At 63.0% G+C, this 17772-nt stretch carries 15 protein-coding genes; 7 read left to right on the top strand and 8 right to left on the bottom strand.

Annotation, left to right across the window (positions count from 1 at the left end; genetic code table 11):
- Positions 1 to 4: 4 nt before the first annotated feature.
- Positions 5 to 499 carry a pantetheine-phosphate adenylyltransferase gene (gene coaD / locus GR158_RS19635; protein WP_160872270.1) on the bottom strand — a complete coding sequence of 165 codons (495 nt, stop codon included), beginning with the start codon at positions 497 to 499 and terminating at the stop codon, positions 5 to 7.
- Between the two features lie 372 nt (positions 500 to 871).
- Here coaD and GR158_RS19630 point away from each other — a divergent pair, with 372 nt between their 5' ends.
- Positions 872 to 1036 carry a hypothetical protein gene (locus tag GR158_RS19630; RefSeq protein ID WP_167719054.1) on the top strand — a complete coding sequence of 55 codons (165 nt, stop codon included), beginning with the start codon at positions 872 to 874 and terminating at the stop codon, positions 1034 to 1036.
- A gap of 123 nt (positions 1037 to 1159) precedes the next feature.
- Here the strand turns inward: GR158_RS19630 and gyrA are convergent, their stop codons facing one another.
- The gene (gene gyrA / locus GR158_RS19625; protein ID WP_160872268.1) at positions 1160 to 3949 is read right to left on the bottom strand and encodes a DNA gyrase subunit A; all 2790 of its coding nucleotides are present in this window, start codon (positions 3947 to 3949) and stop codon (positions 1160 to 1162) included.
- A gap of 238 nt (positions 3950 to 4187) precedes the next feature.
- Between gyrA and GR158_RS19620 the strand changes: the two genes are divergently transcribed.
- Positions 4188 to 4817: a MarC family protein gene (locus GR158_RS19620; RefSeq protein ID WP_134649201.1), complete on the top strand. Its 630-nt coding sequence runs from the start codon at positions 4188 to 4190 to the stop codon at positions 4815 to 4817.
- An 8-nt stretch (positions 4818 to 4825) separates the two neighbouring features.
- Here the strand turns inward: GR158_RS19620 and GR158_RS19615 are convergent, their stop codons facing one another.
- Together GR158_RS19615 and GR158_RS19610 are read right to left on the bottom strand one after the other, a co-directional pair.
- Positions 4826 to 5392 (bottom strand): GNAT family N-acetyltransferase, encoded by a 567-nt coding sequence (locus GR158_RS19615; protein WP_160872267.1) that lies wholly within the window; start codon positions 5390 to 5392, stop codon positions 4826 to 4828.
- A gap of 177 nt (positions 5393 to 5569) precedes the next feature.
- Positions 5570 to 6109 carry a single-stranded DNA-binding protein gene (locus GR158_RS19610; RefSeq protein WP_134649203.1) on the bottom strand — a complete coding sequence of 180 codons (540 nt, stop codon included), beginning with the start codon at positions 6107 to 6109 and terminating at the stop codon, positions 5570 to 5572.
- A gap of 282 nt (positions 6110 to 6391) precedes the next feature.
- Between GR158_RS19610 and uvrA the strand changes: the two genes are divergently transcribed.
- Together uvrA and GR158_RS19600 are read left to right on the top strand one after the other, a co-directional pair.
- The gene (uvrA, locus tag GR158_RS19605; RefSeq protein WP_160872266.1) at positions 6392 to 9310 is read left to right on the top strand and encodes an excinuclease ABC subunit UvrA; all 2919 of its coding nucleotides are present in this window, start codon (positions 6392 to 6394) and stop codon (positions 9308 to 9310) included.
- Positions 9311 to 9329: 19 nt separating this feature from the next.
- Entirely contained in the window at positions 9330 to 10142 is an 813-nt protein-coding gene (locus GR158_RS19600; RefSeq protein WP_160872308.1) for a DUF72 domain-containing protein, read from the top strand.
- Between the two features lie 61 nt (positions 10143 to 10203).
- Here GR158_RS19600 and GR158_RS19595 read toward each other — a convergent pair whose 3' ends face one another.
- Positions 10204 to 11694, bottom strand: coding sequence for an NAD(P)H-hydrate dehydratase (locus GR158_RS19595; protein ID WP_160872265.1), 1491 nt, complete (start codon positions 11692 to 11694; stop codon positions 10204 to 10206).
- A 365-nt stretch (positions 11695 to 12059) separates the two neighbouring features.
- Here GR158_RS19595 and GR158_RS19590 point away from each other — a divergent pair, with 365 nt between their 5' ends.
- Positions 12060 to 12398 carry a P-II family nitrogen regulator gene (locus GR158_RS19590; RefSeq protein ID WP_003515720.1) on the top strand — a complete coding sequence of 113 codons (339 nt, stop codon included), beginning with the start codon at positions 12060 to 12062 and terminating at the stop codon, positions 12396 to 12398.
- Between the two features lie 62 nt (positions 12399 to 12460).
- Entirely contained in the window at positions 12461 to 13870 is a 1410-nt protein-coding gene (glnA, locus tag GR158_RS19585) for a type I glutamate--ammonia ligase (protein WP_134649207.1), read from the top strand.
- A gap of 90 nt (positions 13871 to 13960) precedes the next feature.
- Here glnA and GR158_RS19580 read toward each other — a convergent pair whose 3' ends face one another.
- Both GR158_RS19580 and GR158_RS19575 read right to left on the bottom strand, forming a co-directional pair.
- Positions 13961 to 14995, bottom strand: coding sequence for a TAXI family TRAP transporter solute-binding subunit (locus GR158_RS19580; RefSeq protein WP_160872264.1), 1035 nt, complete (start codon positions 14993 to 14995; stop codon positions 13961 to 13963).
- Between the two features lie 129 nt (positions 14996 to 15124).
- A complete protein-coding gene (locus tag GR158_RS19575) occupies positions 15125 to 16078 on the bottom strand; it encodes a hypothetical protein (RefSeq protein ID WP_160872263.1) in 954 nt (317 codons plus the stop codon).
- 155 nt (positions 16079 to 16233) lie between these two features.
- Here GR158_RS19575 and hspQ point away from each other — a divergent pair, with 155 nt between their 5' ends.
- Positions 16234 to 16566, top strand: a complete 333-nt coding sequence (hspQ, locus tag GR158_RS19570; RefSeq protein WP_134649210.1) for a heat shock protein HspQ — start codon at positions 16234 to 16236, stop codon at positions 16564 to 16566.
- A 116-nt stretch (positions 16567 to 16682) separates the two neighbouring features.
- Here the strand turns inward: hspQ and GR158_RS19565 are convergent, their stop codons facing one another.
- On the bottom strand, positions 16683 to 17753 hold the full coding sequence (locus GR158_RS19565) for a BMP family ABC transporter substrate-binding protein (protein ID WP_134649211.1): 1071 nt from the start codon (positions 17751 to 17753) through the stop codon (positions 16683 to 16685).
- Between the last annotated feature and the right edge of the window lie 19 nt (positions 17754 to 17772).

Below are 17772 nucleotides of genomic sequence, written 5' to 3'. Positions count from 1 at the left end.
GGGCTCAGCCCTTCTGGCGGGCCTTGAGGGCCGCAAGGACGGGCGCCGGAACGAAAGCACTGACATCGCCGCCCATGGCCGCGATCTGACGGACCAATGTGGCGGTAATGGGCCGCGAAGCAGCGCCGGCCGGCAGAAACACCGTCTGGATATCCGGCGCCATCTGCCGGTTCATGCCGGCCATCTGCATCTCGTAGTCAAAATCCGTCCCGTCGCGCAGGCCGCGGATCAAGAGACGCGCGCCGTGTGCGCGCGCGGCATCCACCACGAGATTGGAGAAGGAGACGACGCTGACATCCCCTGCCCGTTCAGGCAGTACACCGGCGACCGACTGGCCAATGAGGTCGGCGCGCTCGTCAAAGGAGAAAAGCGGCGTCTTGCCGGGATGGACGCCGATCGCGACGATGACCCTGGACGCCACGTTCAACGCCTGGACGAGAACGTCGACGTGGCCGTTGGTGAACGGATCGAAAGAGCCAGGATAGAAGGCGACTGTCATCGGCGAGGTCCCGTTTGCCCGCCTTTTGTCACGGACAGCGGTGATCTGCAAGGGCACGGCCCGACGCGCCCGCGCCTATCCCCTGCGGCGATCATGAACAGCACATGAATGAACCGTTCAAGGTCATTTCAGGCGGGCCATGTCTAAATGACAGCATAAGGCCGGGAACAAAAGTCGTTGCGGGGCATTTTACCGACCGAATGAAGTGAATGAAGCATTGCGTTTCCTTAGAACGGAAAGGAACACCAAGATGGCACTCGCTCTACTTTGCATGGCAATGTTCATCGCGCTCAGCGTTGCGGCTTTCAATGCCCTTCGCGAAGAGGATCGCCCGGCTGCCGCTGAAGGTGCCGGTCGCGGGAAATGGCTGCGGTGAGCGAGTACGTGATCATGGCTTTGCTTACCATCATTTCCACGCTCTTCATCAGCGCGGTTTTCGTCGTGGACTTCGCGCGGACAATTCTTGATCTGAAACGAGATCGTGCGGCCCTGAAGAAAACAAGGCTGAAGACGGAAGCAGGCGGCTTCGGCGTATAGCGCCCCTTTGCCGCCGTTAGTGCGGGTGGCTTCCCTCCAGGCCGCCCGCCAACATTGAAAAGCCGGACGGTCGTTCCCTGCCCGTCCGGCTTTTTCACGTTTGCTGAGCTTTTCCGGCGAGGCTTACGCCTCGCCCTCGCCTTCACGATTGGCGTCGATCTCGCCATCCACGACGGCAGCCTCGCCCTCGCCCTCAATCTCGTCATCGCCTTCCGGCTCGCTGATGCGCTCCACGGAGACAACCTTCTCGTCCTTTGCGGTGGAGAAGATCGTGACGCCCTTCGTGGCGCGGCTGGCGATACGGATACCGTTGACCGGCACGCGGATCAGCTGGCCACCGTCGGACACGAGCATCAGTTGGTCCGTTTCCTCGACCGGGAACGCGGCGACGAGTTCCCCGATTTCGCTGGTCTTGGAGGTGTCCGTTGCGCGGATACCCTTGCCGCCGCGGCCGGAGGTGCGGAAGTCGTAGGACGACGACCGCTTGCCGAAGCCACGCTGCGACACCGTCAGCACGAACTGCTCGAGCGCCTTGAGTTCCTGGTAGCGCTCTTCCGAGAGGTCGCCGACTTCGCCGACATCCTCGCCGACCAGTGCGATCTCCTCTTCATCCGCGCCGCTTGCGCGCCGCTCGGCGGCGGACCGCTTGAGATAGGCGGCCCGTTCCCACGGCTCGGCGTCGACATGGCTGACGATCGTCATCGAGATGATGCGGTCGCCGGCGCCCAGATTGATGCCGCGCACGCCGACCGAATTGCGGCCGGCGAAGACACGCACATCATCGACCGGGAAGCGGATGCACTGGCCGAGCGCTGTCGTCAGCAACACGTCGTCACGATCCGTGCAAGTCTCGACATTGAGGATCTCGTCGCCGTCCTCCTCGAGCTTCATCGCGATCTTGCCGTTGCGGTTGACCTGGACGAAGTCGGAAAGCTTGTTGCGACGCACCGTTCCGCGTGTCGTCGAGAACATGACGTCGAGGTTTTCCCACGTCGTCTCGTCCTCCGGCAGCGGCATGATGGTGGTGATGCGCTCGCCGGGCTCGATCGGCAGCATGTTGATCAGCGCCTTGCCCTTGGACTGCGGCGTGCCGATCGGCAGGCGCCAGACCTTCTCCTTGTAGACGATGCCACGCGAGGAGAAGAACAGCACCGGCGTGTGCGTATTGGCGACGAACAGGCGGGTTGCGAAATCCTCGTCCTTCATGGCCATGCCGGAGCGGCCCTTGCCACCGCGGCGCTGGGCGCGATAGGTCGCCAGCGGCACGCGCTTGACGTAGCCGGCATGCGAGACGGTGACCACCATGTCCTCGCGGGCGATCAGGTCTTCGTCGTCCATGTCGGGACCACCTTCGGTGATCTCCGTGCGGCGCGGCGCGCCGAACTCGTCCCTGATGGCACCGAGCTCGTCCTTGACGATCGTCATGATGCGCAGGCGCGACGACAGGATGTCGAGGTAATCCTTGATCTCCTCGCCGATCTTGTTGAGCTCCTCGTCGATTTCGTCGCGGCCGAGCGCCGTTAGGCGGGCAAGACGCAGTTCGAGGATCGCGCGGGCCTGTTCCTCCGAGAGGTTGTAGGTCAGGTCCTCGTTGATGCGGTGGCGCGGGTCGTCGATGAGGCGGATCAGCGCCTCGACGTCCTTGGCCGGCCAGCGGCGCTCCATCAGCTGCTCGCGCGCCGTCTGCGGATCGGGCGCGCTGCGGATGAGCGCGATGACCTCGTCGATATTGGCGACCGCGATTGCGAGGCCCACCAAGACATGGGCGCGGTCGCGCGCCTTGCGCAGCAGGTACTTCGTGCGGCGGCTGACGACTTCCTCGCGGAAGGCGACGAAGGCGCGCAGCATGTCCAGCAGCGTCATCTGCTCCGGCTTGCCGCCATTGAGCGCCACCATGTTGCAGCCGAAGGAGGTCTGCAGCGGCGTGTAGCGGTAAAGCTGGTTCAGGATGACGTCGGCATTGGCGTCGCGCTTCAGCTCGATGACGACGCGGTAGCCGTCGCGGTCGGACTCGTCGCGAAGATCGGAAATGCCTTCGATACGCTTGTCGCGCACCAGCTCGGCCATCTTCTCGATCATCGTCGCCTTGTTCACCTGGAAGGGAACCTCGGTGATGATGATCTGTTCGCGGTCGCCGCGCATCGGTTCGATGGTGGCGCGGCCCCGCATGACGACGGAACCGCGGCCGGTCTCATAGGCCTGGCGAATGCCGGAACGGCCGAGGATCAGCGCACCGGTCGGAAAATCCGGGCCCGGAATATGCTGCATCAGCTCGATGAGATCGATCGCGGGATTGTCGATCAGCGCGATGCAGCCGTTGATCACTTCCGAAAGGTTGTGCGGCGGAATGTTCGTCGCCATGCCGACGGCAATGCCGCCTGCGCCGTTGACCAGCAGGTTCGGGAACTTCGCGGGCACCACGACGGGCTCGCTCATCGTGCCGTCGTAGTTGTCGCGGAAGTTGACGGTCTCCTTGTCGAGATCGTCGAGCAGCGAATGGGCGGCCTTTTCCAGGCGGCATTCCGTGTAGCGCTGGGCTGCCGGCGGGTCGCCGTCGATGGAGCCGAAGTTTCCCTGGCCGTCGATCAGCGGCAGGCGGAGCGACCAGTCCTGCGCCATGCGCGCCAGGGCGTCATAGATCGCCGAGTCGCCGTGCGGATGGTATTTACCCATCACGTCACCGGTGACGCGGGCCGACTTCACGTATTTCTTGTTCCAGTCGACGCCCATCTCGCTCATCGAGTAGAGAATGCGCCGGTGCACGGGCTTGAGACCGTCGCGCACGTCCGGCAGCGCACGGGACACGATCACGCTCATGGCGTAATCGAGATAGGACCGCTGCATTTCCTCGATGATGGAAATCGGCTCAATGCCAGGAGGGTTCTTTCCGCCGGGTGTCGTTTGTTCTGTCAATTTCGGTCACGATCGTTGTTCAGAATCAGATGCAATTTTATAGCCTACCGGCGCCGGAAGCGCCAATTTTGCCAAGGGTTTTGAACAGGCTTTTCCCGGGAAATCCGCGAATTTGCGCATTTTCATGGCCGGGCCGCCGCCGCTTTGCGCGCGCCCTTCCCTTCGGGCGCGCCCTCGCCTAACAATGTCGCTTCAAGGCCGCGTGGAACGGTCATGCAACGGCGAGGGAAACGACCGGATGCTCACCACGGACACTGTGATCAATGCGATCACGACGCTGCTCGTCACCATCGATCCGCCCGGCCTTGCGCCGATCTTTCTCGGGCTCACCGTCGGCATGACGCGTGCGCAGCGCAAGCAGGTAGCCTTGCGCGGCTCGCTCATCGCTTTCTGCATCCTCGCCGTCTTCGTGGTCACCGGGTCAAGCGTGCTGTCTCTGCTCGGCATCTCCATCGGCGCCTTCCGCATTGCCGGCGGCCTGCTCCTCTTCTGGATCGCCTTCGAGATGATCTTCGAGCGCCGCAACGAGCGCAAGGAGAAGACGAGCGAGGTGGCGATCACCCGCGACCACATCCACAACATCGCGGTCTTCCCGCTCGCCCTGCCGCTGATTGCCGGTCCGGGCGCCATTTCGGCCGCGATCCTGTTGTCCGGTTCATTTCCCTCGGCGCTGGAGCGAAGCGCGCTCATCGGCGTGCTGGCGCTCTGCATCGCCATCCTCTTCCTCGCCCTCGTCATCGCCGACCGCATCGACCGCTTCCTCGGCAACACCGGCCGCGCCATCCTCACCCGCCTGCTCGGCGTCATCCTCGCGGCGCTCGCGGTGCAGTTCGTGGTCGATGGCGTGAAGTCGGTGTTTATCCTCTGATGCAGCGGTCACGCGCGGCGCACCGCCTTCCACTCCCTTGCCAGGGCGGCATAGATAAACTCGTCGCCCCAGACGCCATTGAACCTGTCGTTTTCGATAAGGTGCGCCTCGCGGCGCAGGCCCAGACGCTCGACCACACCGATCGAGCCCGCGTTTTGCGCATCCAACCGGGCGAATATCCGATGGAAACCGAAGGTCGAGAAGCCGATATCGATCATTGCGGCCACCGCTTCCGTGGCATATCCGGCACCGGCATAGTCCGGGTTGAAGATATAGCCGACCTCTCCCTGAAGAGCCTCCCTGCTGTCGAGCTTCAATAGCACCTCGCCAAGCAGCGCCTCATCGCCCCTGCGCACGACGGCGAGCCGAAAGACATCGCCGTCCTGTTCGAAGGGAGCCTTCAGAACATCGGCAAATGTCTGCTCCAGCGCTTCGCCCTGCAGTGGATCGGCGTAGAGGTAGCGGTAGACTTCCGGGCGGGAGTGGTAAGCCCCGAAGGCCGGAAAGTCGGTCTGGACGAACTTTCTCAGGATGAGGCGGTCCGTCCTGGTGGTCATGTGCTTTTCCTGCTGCATGGTGCCCTAGCTAGGAAGGCACAGAGCCAGCCGCAAGGCATCGGGTGTGCCCGGCCACGGGAAACCTGCCCACAAGAAGCCATCTCGCCCGGATGTTTGCTACGTATGAAACAGAAACCCGGCGCCAGGCCGGGTTTCTTGGTGTGGTCGAGAAGAACCGAACTTTCAGACCGGTTCTCAGAACGGGATGTCATCATCCATGTCGCGCGAGAGCGAGCCACCGCCCGAACGGCTGCCGCCGCCGCTGCTGGCGCCACCGGAGGCCGGACGCGAACCGTAGTCGTCGTAGCCCTGGCCGCCGCCGGCACCGCCGAAATTGCTGCTACCGCCGAAGTCGCCGCCGCGGCTTGCGCCGCCGCCCTCGCCCCGCCCATCCAGCATGGTCAGGGTGGAGCCGAAGCCCTGCAGCACCACTTCCGTCGAGTAGCGGTCGTTACCTGTCTGGTCCTGCCACTTGCGCGTCTGCAGCGCGCCTTCGATATAGAGCTTCGCGCCCTTCTTCACATATTGCTCGACGACCTTGCACAGGCCTTCGTTGAAGACGACGACATTGTGCCATTCCGTCTTCTCGCGGCGCTCGCCGCTGTTGCGGTCACGCCAGGTTTCGGACGTGGCGATGCGCAGGTTGGCGATCGGCCGACCGTCCTGCGTGCGCCGGATTTCCGGGTCCGCACCGACGTTCCCGATCAAGATCACCTTGTTGACGCTTCCAGCCATACCCGTATTCCCGTTGTCGCGCCGGGCAAAGGGGCACCCGGCATGTGTCACTCGATTTAAGATACCTTATCGACTGGAGCGCGCCAGCGCGCCCCACACAAGCGACAATCCACAGATTGCGCATTTTTGTTCTTTTTTTGTTCTATTAATTCCCTACACTCTTGTCAACCGAATCGGAAACGGGCACGGAATCTTCTCAAGGGCGCATGGACACGCGGCTGCCAATCCCTACATAGGAGCCGACCTTTCCTGAATGCGCAACGACTTCTGACGCTGGATACCATGAGCGAACTCAAGACCATTTCCATACGCGGCGCGCGCGAGCACAATCTCAAGGGCATTGATCTCGATCTGCCGCGCAACAAGCTGATCGTCATGACCGGGCTGTCCGGATCGGGCAAGTCGTCGCTCGCGTTCGACACGATCTATGCCGAGGGCCAGCGCCGCTATGTCGAGAGCCTCTCGGCCTATGCGCGCCAGTTCCTCGAGATGATGCAGAAGCCGGACGTGGACCAGATCGACGGCCTGTCTCCGGCCATCTCCATCGAGCAGAAGACGACCTCGAAGAACCCGCGCTCGACCGTCGGGACCGTCACCGAGATCTACGACTATATGCGCCTGCTGTTCGCGCGCGTCGGTGTGCCGTACTCTCCGGCCACTGGCCTGCCGATCGAAAGCCAGACCGTCAGCCAGATGGTCGACCGCGTCATCGATTTCGGCGAGGGCACCCGTCTTTATATCCTGGCTCCCATCGTGCGTGGCCGCAAGGGCGAGTACAAGAAGGAACTCGCCGAGCTCATGAAGAAGGGCTTCCAGCGCGTCAAGGTGGACGGTCAGTTCTACGAGATCGCCGACGTGCCTGTTCTCGACAAGAAATACAAGCACGACATCGACGTGGTGGTGGACCGCGTCGTCGTGCGCCCGGATCTTGCCTCGCGCCTCGCCGATAGCCTTGAGACGTGCCTGAAGCTCGCCGATGGCCTCGCCATCGCCGAATTCGCCGACAAGCCGCTTCCAGCAGAGGAAACCGCCGCCGGCGGCTCGGCGAACAAGTCGCTGAACGAGACGCATGAGCGCGTGCTGTTTTCCGAAAAGTTCGCCTGCCCGGTCTCCGGCTTCACCATTCCGGAAATCGAGCCGCGGCTCTTCTCGTTCAACAACCCCTTCGGCGCCTGCCCGACCTGCGATGGCCTGGGCAGCCAGCAGAAGATCGATCCGGACCTCATCGTGCCGGAAACGGAACGCACATTGAAGGATGGCGCGATCGCGCCCTGGGCCAAATCCTCCTCGCCCTATTACAACCAGACGCTGGAAGCGCTCGGCGCCGCCTATGGCTTCAAGCTGTCCAACCGCTGGTCGGAACTGTCGGAAAAGGCGCAGAACGCCATCCTGCACGGCACGGACGAGAAGATCGAGTTCAACTACAAGGACGGAGCCCGCTCCTACAAGACGGTGAAGACCTTCGAGGGCATCGTGCCGAACCTCGAGCGCCGCTGGAAAGAAACGGATTCGGCCTGGTCGCGCGAGGAGATCGAGCGCTACATGTCGGCCGCGCCCTGCCCGGCCTGCAACGGTTTTCGCCTGAAACCCGAGGCGCTGGCGGTCAAGATCAACAAGCTGCATATCGGCGAGACGACGGCCATGTCGATCCGCGTGGCGCGCGACTGGTTCGAGGCGCTGCCGGAGCATCTCAACGCCAAGCAGAACGAGATCGCGGTGCGCATCCTCAAGGAGATCCGCGAGCGGCTGCGCTTCCTCAACGATGTCGGCCTGGAATATCTGTCGCTGTCGCGCAATTCCGGCACGCTGTCGGGCGGCGAAAGCCAGCGCATCCGGCTTGCCTCGCAGATCGGCTCCGGCCTGACGGGTGTGCTCTACGTGCTGGACGAGCCGTCCATCGGCCTGCACCAGCGCGACAATGCGCGCCTGCTGGATACGCTTCGGCACCTGCGCGACATCGGCAACACCGTCATCGTCGTCGAGCATGACGAGGATGCGATCCTGACGGCCGACTATGTCGTCGATATCGGTCCCGCCGCCGGCATCCATGGCGGCCAGGTCATCGCACAGGGCACGCCGGAGGAGGTCATCGCCAATCCGGCCTCGCTGACCGGCAAGTATCTTTCGGGCGAGCTGTCGGTCGCCGTTCCAAGCGAACGCCGCAAGCCGAAGAAGAAGAAGGAGATCAAGGTCGTCGGCGCCAAGGCCAACAACCTGAAGAATGTCACGGCTTCCATTCCCCTCGGCGTCTTCACGGCGGTCACGGGCGTGTCGGGTGGCGGCAAGTCGACGTTCCTGATCGAGACGCTCTATAAGTCCGCCGCCCGCCGCATCATGGGCGCACGCGAAATTCCGGCGGAACACGAGCGTATCGACGGCTTCGAATATATCGACAAGGTCATCGATATCGACCAGTCGCCGATCGGCCGCACGCCGCGCTCCAACCCGGCGACCTATACCGGCGCCTTCACGCCGATCCGTGATTGGTTCGCGGGGCTTCCGGAAGCGAAAGCGCGTGGCTATCAGCCGGGTCGTTTCTCCTTCAACGTCAAGGGCGGGCGTTGCGAGGCCTGCCAGGGCGACGGCGTCATCAAGATCGAGATGCACTTCCTGCCCGATGTCTACGTCACCTGCGACGTCTGCCACGGCAAGCGCTACAACCGCGAGACGCTCGATGTCACCTTCAAGGGCAAGTCCATCGCCGACGTGCTCGACATGACGGTGGAGGAAGGCGTCGAATTCTTCGCCGCCGTGCCGGCGGTGCGCGACAAGCTGGTGACGCTCAACCAGGTCGGTCTCGGCTATATCAAGGTCGGGCAGCAGGCCAACACGCTGTCGGGCGGCGAGGCGCAACGCGTCAAGCTTGCCAAGGAACTGTCCAAGCGTTCCACCGGCCGCACGCTCTACATTCTCGACGAGCCGACGACGGGCCTGCATTTCCATGATGTGGCGAAACTGCTGGAAGTGCTGCACGAGCTGGTCAACCAGGGCAATTCGGTCGTCGTCATCGAGCACAATCTCGAGGTCATCAAGACCGCCGACTGGATCATCGACTTCGGCCCCGAGGGCGGCGATGGCGGCGGCGAGGTGATCGCCGAAGGCACGCCGGAGGATGTGGTGAAGATCGAGCGGTCCTATACCGGGCAGTTCCTGAAGGAGCTGCTGGAGCGACGGCCGATCAAGCGGATCGCAGCGGAATGAGGAAAAAGGGAGGACGATGATGAGCGCATCCGGCACGATCAGAACCGGAATCGGCGGCTGGACCTTCGAGCCCTGGGAGGGAAGCTTCTATCCCGAAAAGCTGGTGAAGAAGCGCCAGCTGGAATTCGCCAGCCGCGAACTGACGACGATCGAGGTCAACGGCACCTATTACGGCTCTCAGAAGCCGGAGACCTTCGCGAAATGGGCGTCGGAAGTGCCTGACGGTTTCATCTTTTCCCTCAAGGCCAGCCGATTTACCACCAACCGAAAGGTTCTGGCCGATGGCGGCGAGTCCGTCCAGAAATTCCTGACGCAGGGCCTGACGGAGCTTGGTGAGCATCTCGGCCCGATCCTCTGGCAGTTCGCGCCGACCAAGGCGTTCGATCCGGAGGATTTCGAGGGCTTTCTCAAGCTCCTGCCGGAAAAGCAGGATGGCTTGACGCTGAAGCACGCGCTCGAAGTGCGCAACGAAAGCTTCATGGCACCGGAATTTGCCGCGCTGGCCCGCAAATACAATGCGGCCGTCGTCTACGCGCATCACGCCGAATACCCCGAGATTGCCGATGTGACGGCCGATTTCGTCTATGCCCGCCTGCAGAAGGGATCCAACGATATCGAGACCTGCTATCCGCCCAAGGCGCTGGATGAGTGGGCGGAGCGGCTGAAGGCCTGGGCGGCAGGCGGTGAGCCATCCGACCTGCCGAAGATCGATCCCGACACGAAGCCGGCGAAGAAGCCGCGCGATGTCTTTGCGTTCTTCATCACGTCGGGCAAGGTCAATGCGCCGAATGGCGCGCGCGAATTGCAGAAACGTACGCAGCCGCGCGCGTAGTCATTCGCGCTTCGCGATGGGCGATATTCAGCCTTGCCCATTGATGTCGCCCGGAGAAACCTCACTTCAGCTGGTCGAGGCCGGTCAGGGCGTCGATCAGCGTTTCGGCCGTCAGGCCTTCGCCGGCCAGGCGCCCCGCCTCTCCATGGCGCCACACCGCGCTCGCCGCGGCCTCGAAAGCCGGCATGCCCTGTGCGAGATGCGCGCCGACGAGACCGGCCAGCACGTCGCCGGACCCGGCGGTCGCGAGCCATGGCGGCGCATTGTCATTGACGAGCGCGCGTCCGTCCGGTGCTGCGATGACGGTGTCCGCGCCCTTGAGGACGACCACGCCGTTGCTGCGCGCCGCGGCCTTTTGCGCCCGCTCGATCTTCGAAAGCGTGCTGTCTTTCGCGATATCGGGAAACAGCCGGGCGAATTCGCCGTCATGCGGCGTCAGGACCAGGCGCAGCGCCGGTCCTTCGAAAAGATCGAAAAGTGCCTGCGGGTCATCGCGGAAAGCGGTTATGCCGTCGGCATCGAGAACCAGGCGCCGTTCGCCCGAGGCGATCAGGCCGGCATAGCGTCGCGCCCGTTCACCGTCGCCGAAGCCGGGGCCAAGCACGAAGGTCTTGAGCCGGGCATCCTCCAGCAAGGCGGCGAGATCGCCTTCATCATCGATCGGCTTCAGCATGACCGCCGTCAGCTGCGCGGCGTTGGCGGGCAATGCCGCGATCGGAGACAACAGCGTGACAAGCCCCGCGCCGGCGCGAAGGCCTGCCATCGCCGAAAGCCTTGCTGCCCCCGTCGCGGTGGCAGGCCCGGAGAAGACGGCGAGATGACCCCGCACATATTTATGCCCCGCCCCCGTTTCTATCGGCAGGACATCCCGCCAGGCGGCCGGCGCATTGACGCCGATCTCTCCCCCATGGGCGCGCAGGATGCGCTCGGGTATGCCGATGTCGAAGATTTCCAATGCGCCGGCCAGCATCCGGCCCGGCAGGAGAAGATGCCCGGGCTTGCGGCACATGAAGGTGACGCTCGCGGCGGCCTGGAAGGCGGCGCCGCGGACTGTGCCGGTTCTGCCGTCGATACCCGAGGGAAGATCCACCGCAAGCACCGGAATGGCGCTTTCATTGATGCTTTCGATAATCGAGATCACATCCGCTGCAAGGTCCCTGGCCAGCCCCGCGCCGAACAGGGCATCCACCACGACGTCGCCGGTCCGGGGACGATAATCCGCAAGCGGCGCGACTAAGCCTGTGAACTGCCCGAAGGCCGTGGCCGCATCGCCGCGCAGCGCTGCCGGGTCGCCCAGTGCGTGAACCGCGATTTCCGCGCCGGCCGCCTGCAGCGCCCGCGCCGCCACATAGCCGTCTCCGCCGTTGTTGCCGGGACCGCAGAGGATGACGAAGCGAAGGGCACCGGCAAAGCGGCGCAGCGCGCAGGCGGCCACCGCCTGCCCTGCCCGCTCCATCAGGCCATAGCTGGAGAGACCCGATGCGGCGGCGGCGCGATCGACCTGCCCCATCTCTTCGGGCGTGAGCAGCAATGTGTCCTTATGGCTGTGCATGGCACACCATGCCCGGAAAATCCTCAGCTCGGCAAGAGCGGTAACCCGTCCTCCCAATAAGTCTATTATTTATGCAAATGCCCATATTGAATGCTCAAATTTGCGGCTTTTGAAGCCATGGCCGACGACATGTTCGCGCCGCACGGCAACCGGCCCCGAAAAGTGATAAATTTTAGGCAGATTTCGCTGGCCCTTTCGGCTGCAAATCCGCATCATCGGCGACGTGGCGACGAGCGGTTTCATCTTGAAACGGGATTTTTCGGTTTCGACACCAATCCTGCCTCAAGTTGGCATGCTACATGCATTGGATGTTTGCAGCGGGCGCAAAACGCGCGCAAACGGGAGAAGCGGAGAGACATTTTCTCATGAAAAAGATCGAAGCGATCATCAAGCCCTTCAAGCTCGATGAGGTGAAGGAAGCCCTTCAGGAAGTTGGCCTGCAGGGTATCACCGTCACCGAAGCGAAGGGCTTTGGACGCCAGAAGGGGCACACGGAGCTTTACCGCGGTGCCGAATATGTTGTCGACTTTCTGCCCAAGGTGAAGGTCGAGGTCGTTCTGGCCGATGAAAATGCGGAGGCCGTCATCGAGGCCATCCGCAACGCCGCCCAGACCGGCCGCATCGGCGACGGCAAGATCTTCGTCTCCAATGTCGAAGAAGTCATCCGCATCCGCACCGGCGAGACCGGTGTCGACGCCATCTAATCCCGCCTGGCCGTCCGGCCCGGGCTTTCATAACCTCGTCATCTCACACAGGGACTACACACATGACGACTGCCAATGATATCCTCAAGCAAATCAAGGAAAACGACGTCAAGTTCGTCGACCTGCGCTTCACCGACCCGCGCGGCAAGCTGCACCACGTCACGATGGACGTCGATTGCGTCGATGAAGACATGTTCGCCGACGGCGTCATGTTCGACGGCTCCTCGATCGGCGGCTGGAAGGCCATCAACGAGTCCGACATGGTGCTGATGCCCGATACCGCGACGGTTCACATCGACCCGTTCTTCGCGCAGTCCACCCTCGTCGTCATGTGCGACATCCTCGATCCGGTCTCGGGCGAATCCTACAACCGCGACCCGCGCGGAACGGCCAAGAAGGCTGAAGCCTACCTCAAGGCATCGGGCATCGGCGACACCATCTACGCCGGTCCGGAACCCGAATTCTTCGTCTTCGACGACGTCAAGTACAAGGCCGACCCGTACAACACCGGCTTCAAGCTGGATTCGTCGGAGCTCCCCTCCAACGACGACACCGACTACGAGACCGGCAACCTCGGCCATCGCCCCCGCGTCAAGGGCGGCTACTTCCCGGTTCCGCCGGTCGACAGCTGCCAGGACATGCGTTCCGAAATGCTGACCGTGCTCAAGGAAATGGGCGTCACGGTTGAAAAGCAGCACCACGAAGTGGCGGCCGCCCAGCACGAGCTCGGCGTCAAGTTCGACACGCTCGTCCGCAGCGCCGACAAGGTGCAGATCTACAAGTACGTCGTGCACCAGGTCGCCAATGCCTATGGCAAGACGGCAACCTTCATGCCGAAGCCGATCTTCGGCGACAACGGCTCGGGCATGCACGTCCACCTGTCGATCTGGAAGGACGCCAAGCCGCAGTTCGCCGGCGACGAATATGCCGGCCTGTCGGAAACCTGCCTCTACTTCATCGGCGGCATCATCAAGCATGCCAAGGCGATCAACGCCTTCACCAACCCGACGACGAACTCCTACAAGCGCCTCGTCCCGGGTTATGAAGCACCGGTTCTGCTCGCCTACTCGGCCCGCAACCGCTCGGCATCGTGCCGCATTCCGTTCGGTACGGGTCCGAAGTCCAAGCGCGTCGAAATCCGCTTCCCCGACCCGCTCGGCAACCCCTACCTCGGCTTCGCCTCCATGCTGATGGCTGGTCTCGACGGCATCAAGAACAAGATCCATCCCGGCAAGGCCATGGACAAGGACCTCTACGACCTGCCGCCGAAGGAACTGAAGAAGATCCCGACGGTCTGCGGCTCGCTGCGCGAAGCTCTGGAAAGCCTCGACAAGGATCGCAAGTTCCTCACGGCCGGCGGCGTCTTCGACGACGACCAGATCGACGCCTATATCGAACTGAAGATGGCCGAAGTCATGCGCTTCGAAATGACGCCGCACCCGGTCGAATTCGACATGTACTACTCTGCCTGATCGGCGCTTTTCCTCCCGCCTTCGGGCGGGAGGCCTCCCGAGACGAAAAACCCGGCCAGTGGCCGGGTTTTTTGTTGGTCTGCGATGCGGTCAGGGCTTCAGCCGCTGCTTGAGGAGATTGAGATATTCCTCGTTCGAATCGTCCGTGGCGCCCGTTGCCGCGCCGGCTTGCGGCTTGCAGGCCGGCTTGTAGTCCAGCGCCATGCCGGCCTTGACGCAGACCCCGACCTGCCAGCCCGGCGGCAGCGCCGTCAGGTCGACGGTCTTCCATTTCGGATGTCCCGTCGCCTTCAGCTTGTCGAGGCCGCCGATGATCAGGCTGGAGAAGTCGGCGACGGTCTTGCAACTGTCGCGATGATAGGCGTTGCGCTTGACGTCGTAGTCATAGGTCATCATCACGGCCTTTACCGCGACGAGATCGACGGGCTCGTCCTGGAACGAATAGGTGCCGGCTTCTATGCGCGAGGGCGTATAGGTGGCGAGCAGCGGCGCTTCGGTGATCGGCAGGAGGTGGAACTTCGCCTTGTCGATCGTGTTGCCGGAAAACAGCGATGCGGGCGCGCCCGCGACATAGAAGAACGCGTCGATCTCGCCGGAAAGCAGCTTCGGCAGCGCCTCGTCCGGGTTGATGTCGACCCGCTCACCCGCCTTCACCTGGAGGATGTCCATCACCAGCGTCGCGGTCAGGAAGGTCCCGGAATCCTTCTTGCCGACGGCGACCTTCTTGCCGGCGAGGTCCTTTACGCCGGCAATCTCCTTGCGCGCCAGCACGTGGATTTCCTCGTTGTAGAGCGGGAACATGATGCGCACGCCCTTTACCGCCTTCTGCACCTCGGGATCGTTCGCCTCGAAGGTCTTCAGATATTCGAGCACGTCGCTCTGGACGATGCCGAACTGCGTGTTGCGGCGGTTGCGCACGCCGACGAAGTTCTCAAGCGACCCGGCGCTTTCGACGACGTTCAGCGTCAGGCCGCACTCGGCGCCGAGCGCGGCGATGTCACGGCCGATCTTGATATAGGTGCCCTGGGGGCCGCCCGTCATGATGCTGCGCTCGAACGCCTGTGCCGATGCCGTTCCCATCGACAGTGCAAGGCCGAGTGCGGCGGCCAGAACTGATCGCTTCATGCAAATCTCCTTCCGTGGGCGGGCATTTTTCCCGCAGGTCAGGGCCGTCTGTTAAACGCTTTAACCGCCCATCGACGTGTCTTCGCGACCTGGCAGAACAGTATCGTGCCCCGCCTTCGCCGCAAAGGCCTAGCAGTCGCTGTCGAGATCGCGCATCAGGCCGCGAAGCGCCAGGATGGGCACGCGGTTCAGCACGCTGCCGAGCGCGTTGGTCACGCATTCTCCGGAAACGAGGGTCTGCTCCAGCTGTGTGCGTTGCGTCCCCGTCAGCCGGTCGAGCCCCGGCGTTCTCTCGATGACCTGCGCCACAAGTGCGGCGTTGCGGGGGCTGCGACCGTCGGCCGGTTTGGCGTTGTCGCGCGCGCGGTTGTCATCCGCCTGTTGCGGGCTCTTCGGCTGGGCGGCCGTCTCCAGCGCGGCAATCCTCTCCTCTAGGGCGGCGTTGCGCGCCGTCAGTGTCGCGATCTCCTGGTTCTTTCGGGCGATTTCGGCCACCAGGTCGGGCAGCTCGCGGGTGCGGAGCCTTTTAGCGGCTTGCTCGGCCTCGGCAAGTTCCCGGCGCAACGTCTCCGCCTCGGCCTCGAGGCGTTCGGTCTCGGTATTCCGGTCGGCCGCCTGCGTGCTGCGTGCCTCCTCGATCGCCTTTTCGAGCTGCGCAATTTGCCCGGCTCGTTCGTCGAGCTCACGGGCGCGCTCGGTTGCAGCCGCCTCGGCGTCCTTCCGCAGCCGTTCGACCTCGGCGAGTTTTTGACCAGCCAGCTCCAGTTCGCGCTGAAGTCCTGGAACGATCTCCTGTGCCAGGCGCACGTTTTCTGCGCTCTCCGCCGCGTCGGATCGGCTGGCATCGGCGCGCAACGCATCGAGCTGGCGCTTCAGGGCATCGTTTTCATCGGCCAGATCTGCAATGCGCCGGTTGCTGTCTTCGAGGGCATTTTCGGAGGGGGCGCCGGACATCGCGCGGAAGGCGCCATAACCGGCAGCGCCACCCAGCACCAGGCAGACGATCGACGCGAACAGAATGCCGCCGATGCCGCTACCGCCCCCGGTTGCCCCGCCGCTGCCTCTGCCCCACTGATTGTTCATGCATTACGACCCGCTTGACGCTGTCTTTTGGAGGTACGCCGAAACCGGAGCAGGCGCAAGCGCCGCCGCCCTGTTCGGAACGCGTAACGCACGCGACCGGAACTATTGATGTTTCAGCGCAATTACCCAAATATAAGGAGAAAGGTAGGTACGCCATGAAGATGCGTCATGCAAAATTTGCCATCGGCGATGTGGTCCGCCACCGGGTTTTCCCGTTCCGTGGCGTGGTCTTCGACGTCGACCCCGAATTCGCCAACACCGAAGAGTGGTGGAATGCCATTCCGGCGGAAATCCGCCCGTCGAAGGACCAGCCCTTCTACCATCTCTTCGCGGAAAACGACGAGTCGGAATATGTCGCCTATGTCTCCGAGCAGAATCTGGTCGCGGACGATAGCGGCAAGCCCGTCCGCCATCCGCAGGTCCGCGCGCTGATGGACGTGGATGAAGGCCACTACAGGTGGAAGGAACAGAGCGGTATCTTCCATTAACCGCTCCGGCAGGCCGCGAGGCCGACTGTGACGATCCGAAAGGCGCGTCACGGGTGCTTCAAACGAAAAAGGCGCTCCGCTGGAGCGCCTTTCTGTTTTTGGGATGATCGATCCGATCACTTCGGCAGTTGGTCGTCCACGCCGGCGATGTAGAAATTCATGCCGAGAAGCGTGCCGTCGTCGGAAACGGCGCCATCAGCCAGCCAGTCCGAGCCGTCCTGCTTCTTGATCGGGCCGGTGAAGGGGTGCAGCTCGCCGGAGCGGATCTTCGCTTCGGTCTCTTCTGCCAGCTTCTTCACGTCGTCAGGCATGTTCGTGTAGGGCGCCATGGTGAGGATGCCGTCCTTCAGGCCATCCCACATCTGTTCGGACTTCCACGTGCCGTCGAGAACGGCTTGGGTGCGCTTGATGTAGTAGGCGCCCCAGGTGTCGACGATCGCGGTCAGCTGCGTTTCCGGGCCGGCCTTGATCATGTCGGAAGCCTGGCCGAAGGCCTTGATGCCACGCTCGGCGGCAACCTGCATCGGCGCGGTCGTGTCGGTGTGCTGCGTCAGGATATCGACGCCCTGGTCGACCAGCGCCTTGGCGGCATCGGCTTCCTTGCCCGGGTCGAACCAGGTGTTGGCCCAGATGACCTTCACCTTGAAGTCCGGGTTCACGGACTGGGCGCCGTGGACGAACGAGTTGATGCCCATGACGACTTCCGGGATCGGGAAGGACGCGATGTAGCCGGCGAGGCCCTTCTGCGACAGCTTGGCGGCAATCACGCCCTGGATGTAGCGGCCTTCATAGAAACGCGCATTGTAGGTCGCGACGTTCGCGGCCGACTTGAAGCCGGTTGCATGCTCGAACTTCACGTCCGGGAATTTCTCCGCAACCTTGATGGTCGCGTCCATGAAGCCGAACGACGTGGTGAACACCAGGGCGCAGCCGGAGCGGGCCATGCGCTCGATTGCGCGCTCGGCATCCGGGCCTTCCGGCACGTTTTCGAGGAAGGGCGTCTCGATCTTGTCGCCGAAGTGGTCCTGCAGCGCCTGGCGGCCGATGTCGTGCGCCTGCGTCCAGCCGCCGTCGGTCTTGGAGCCGACATAGATGAAGCAGATCTTCGTCTTGTCCTGAGCGCTGGCAGCGGCGGCAAAGCCGAGAACGGCGGCCGATGTCGTGAGAGCGAGAATGATTTTCTTCATTTTATCCTCTGTAGGTGGG

The organism is Shinella sp. AETb1-6 (genome assembly GCF_009826875.1).
GTDB lineage: Bacteria > Pseudomonadota > Alphaproteobacteria > Rhizobiales > Rhizobiaceae > Shinella > Shinella sumterensis.
Note: the sequence above shows the minus strand (reverse complement) of the source record. Positions and strands in the feature narration are given on the sequence as shown.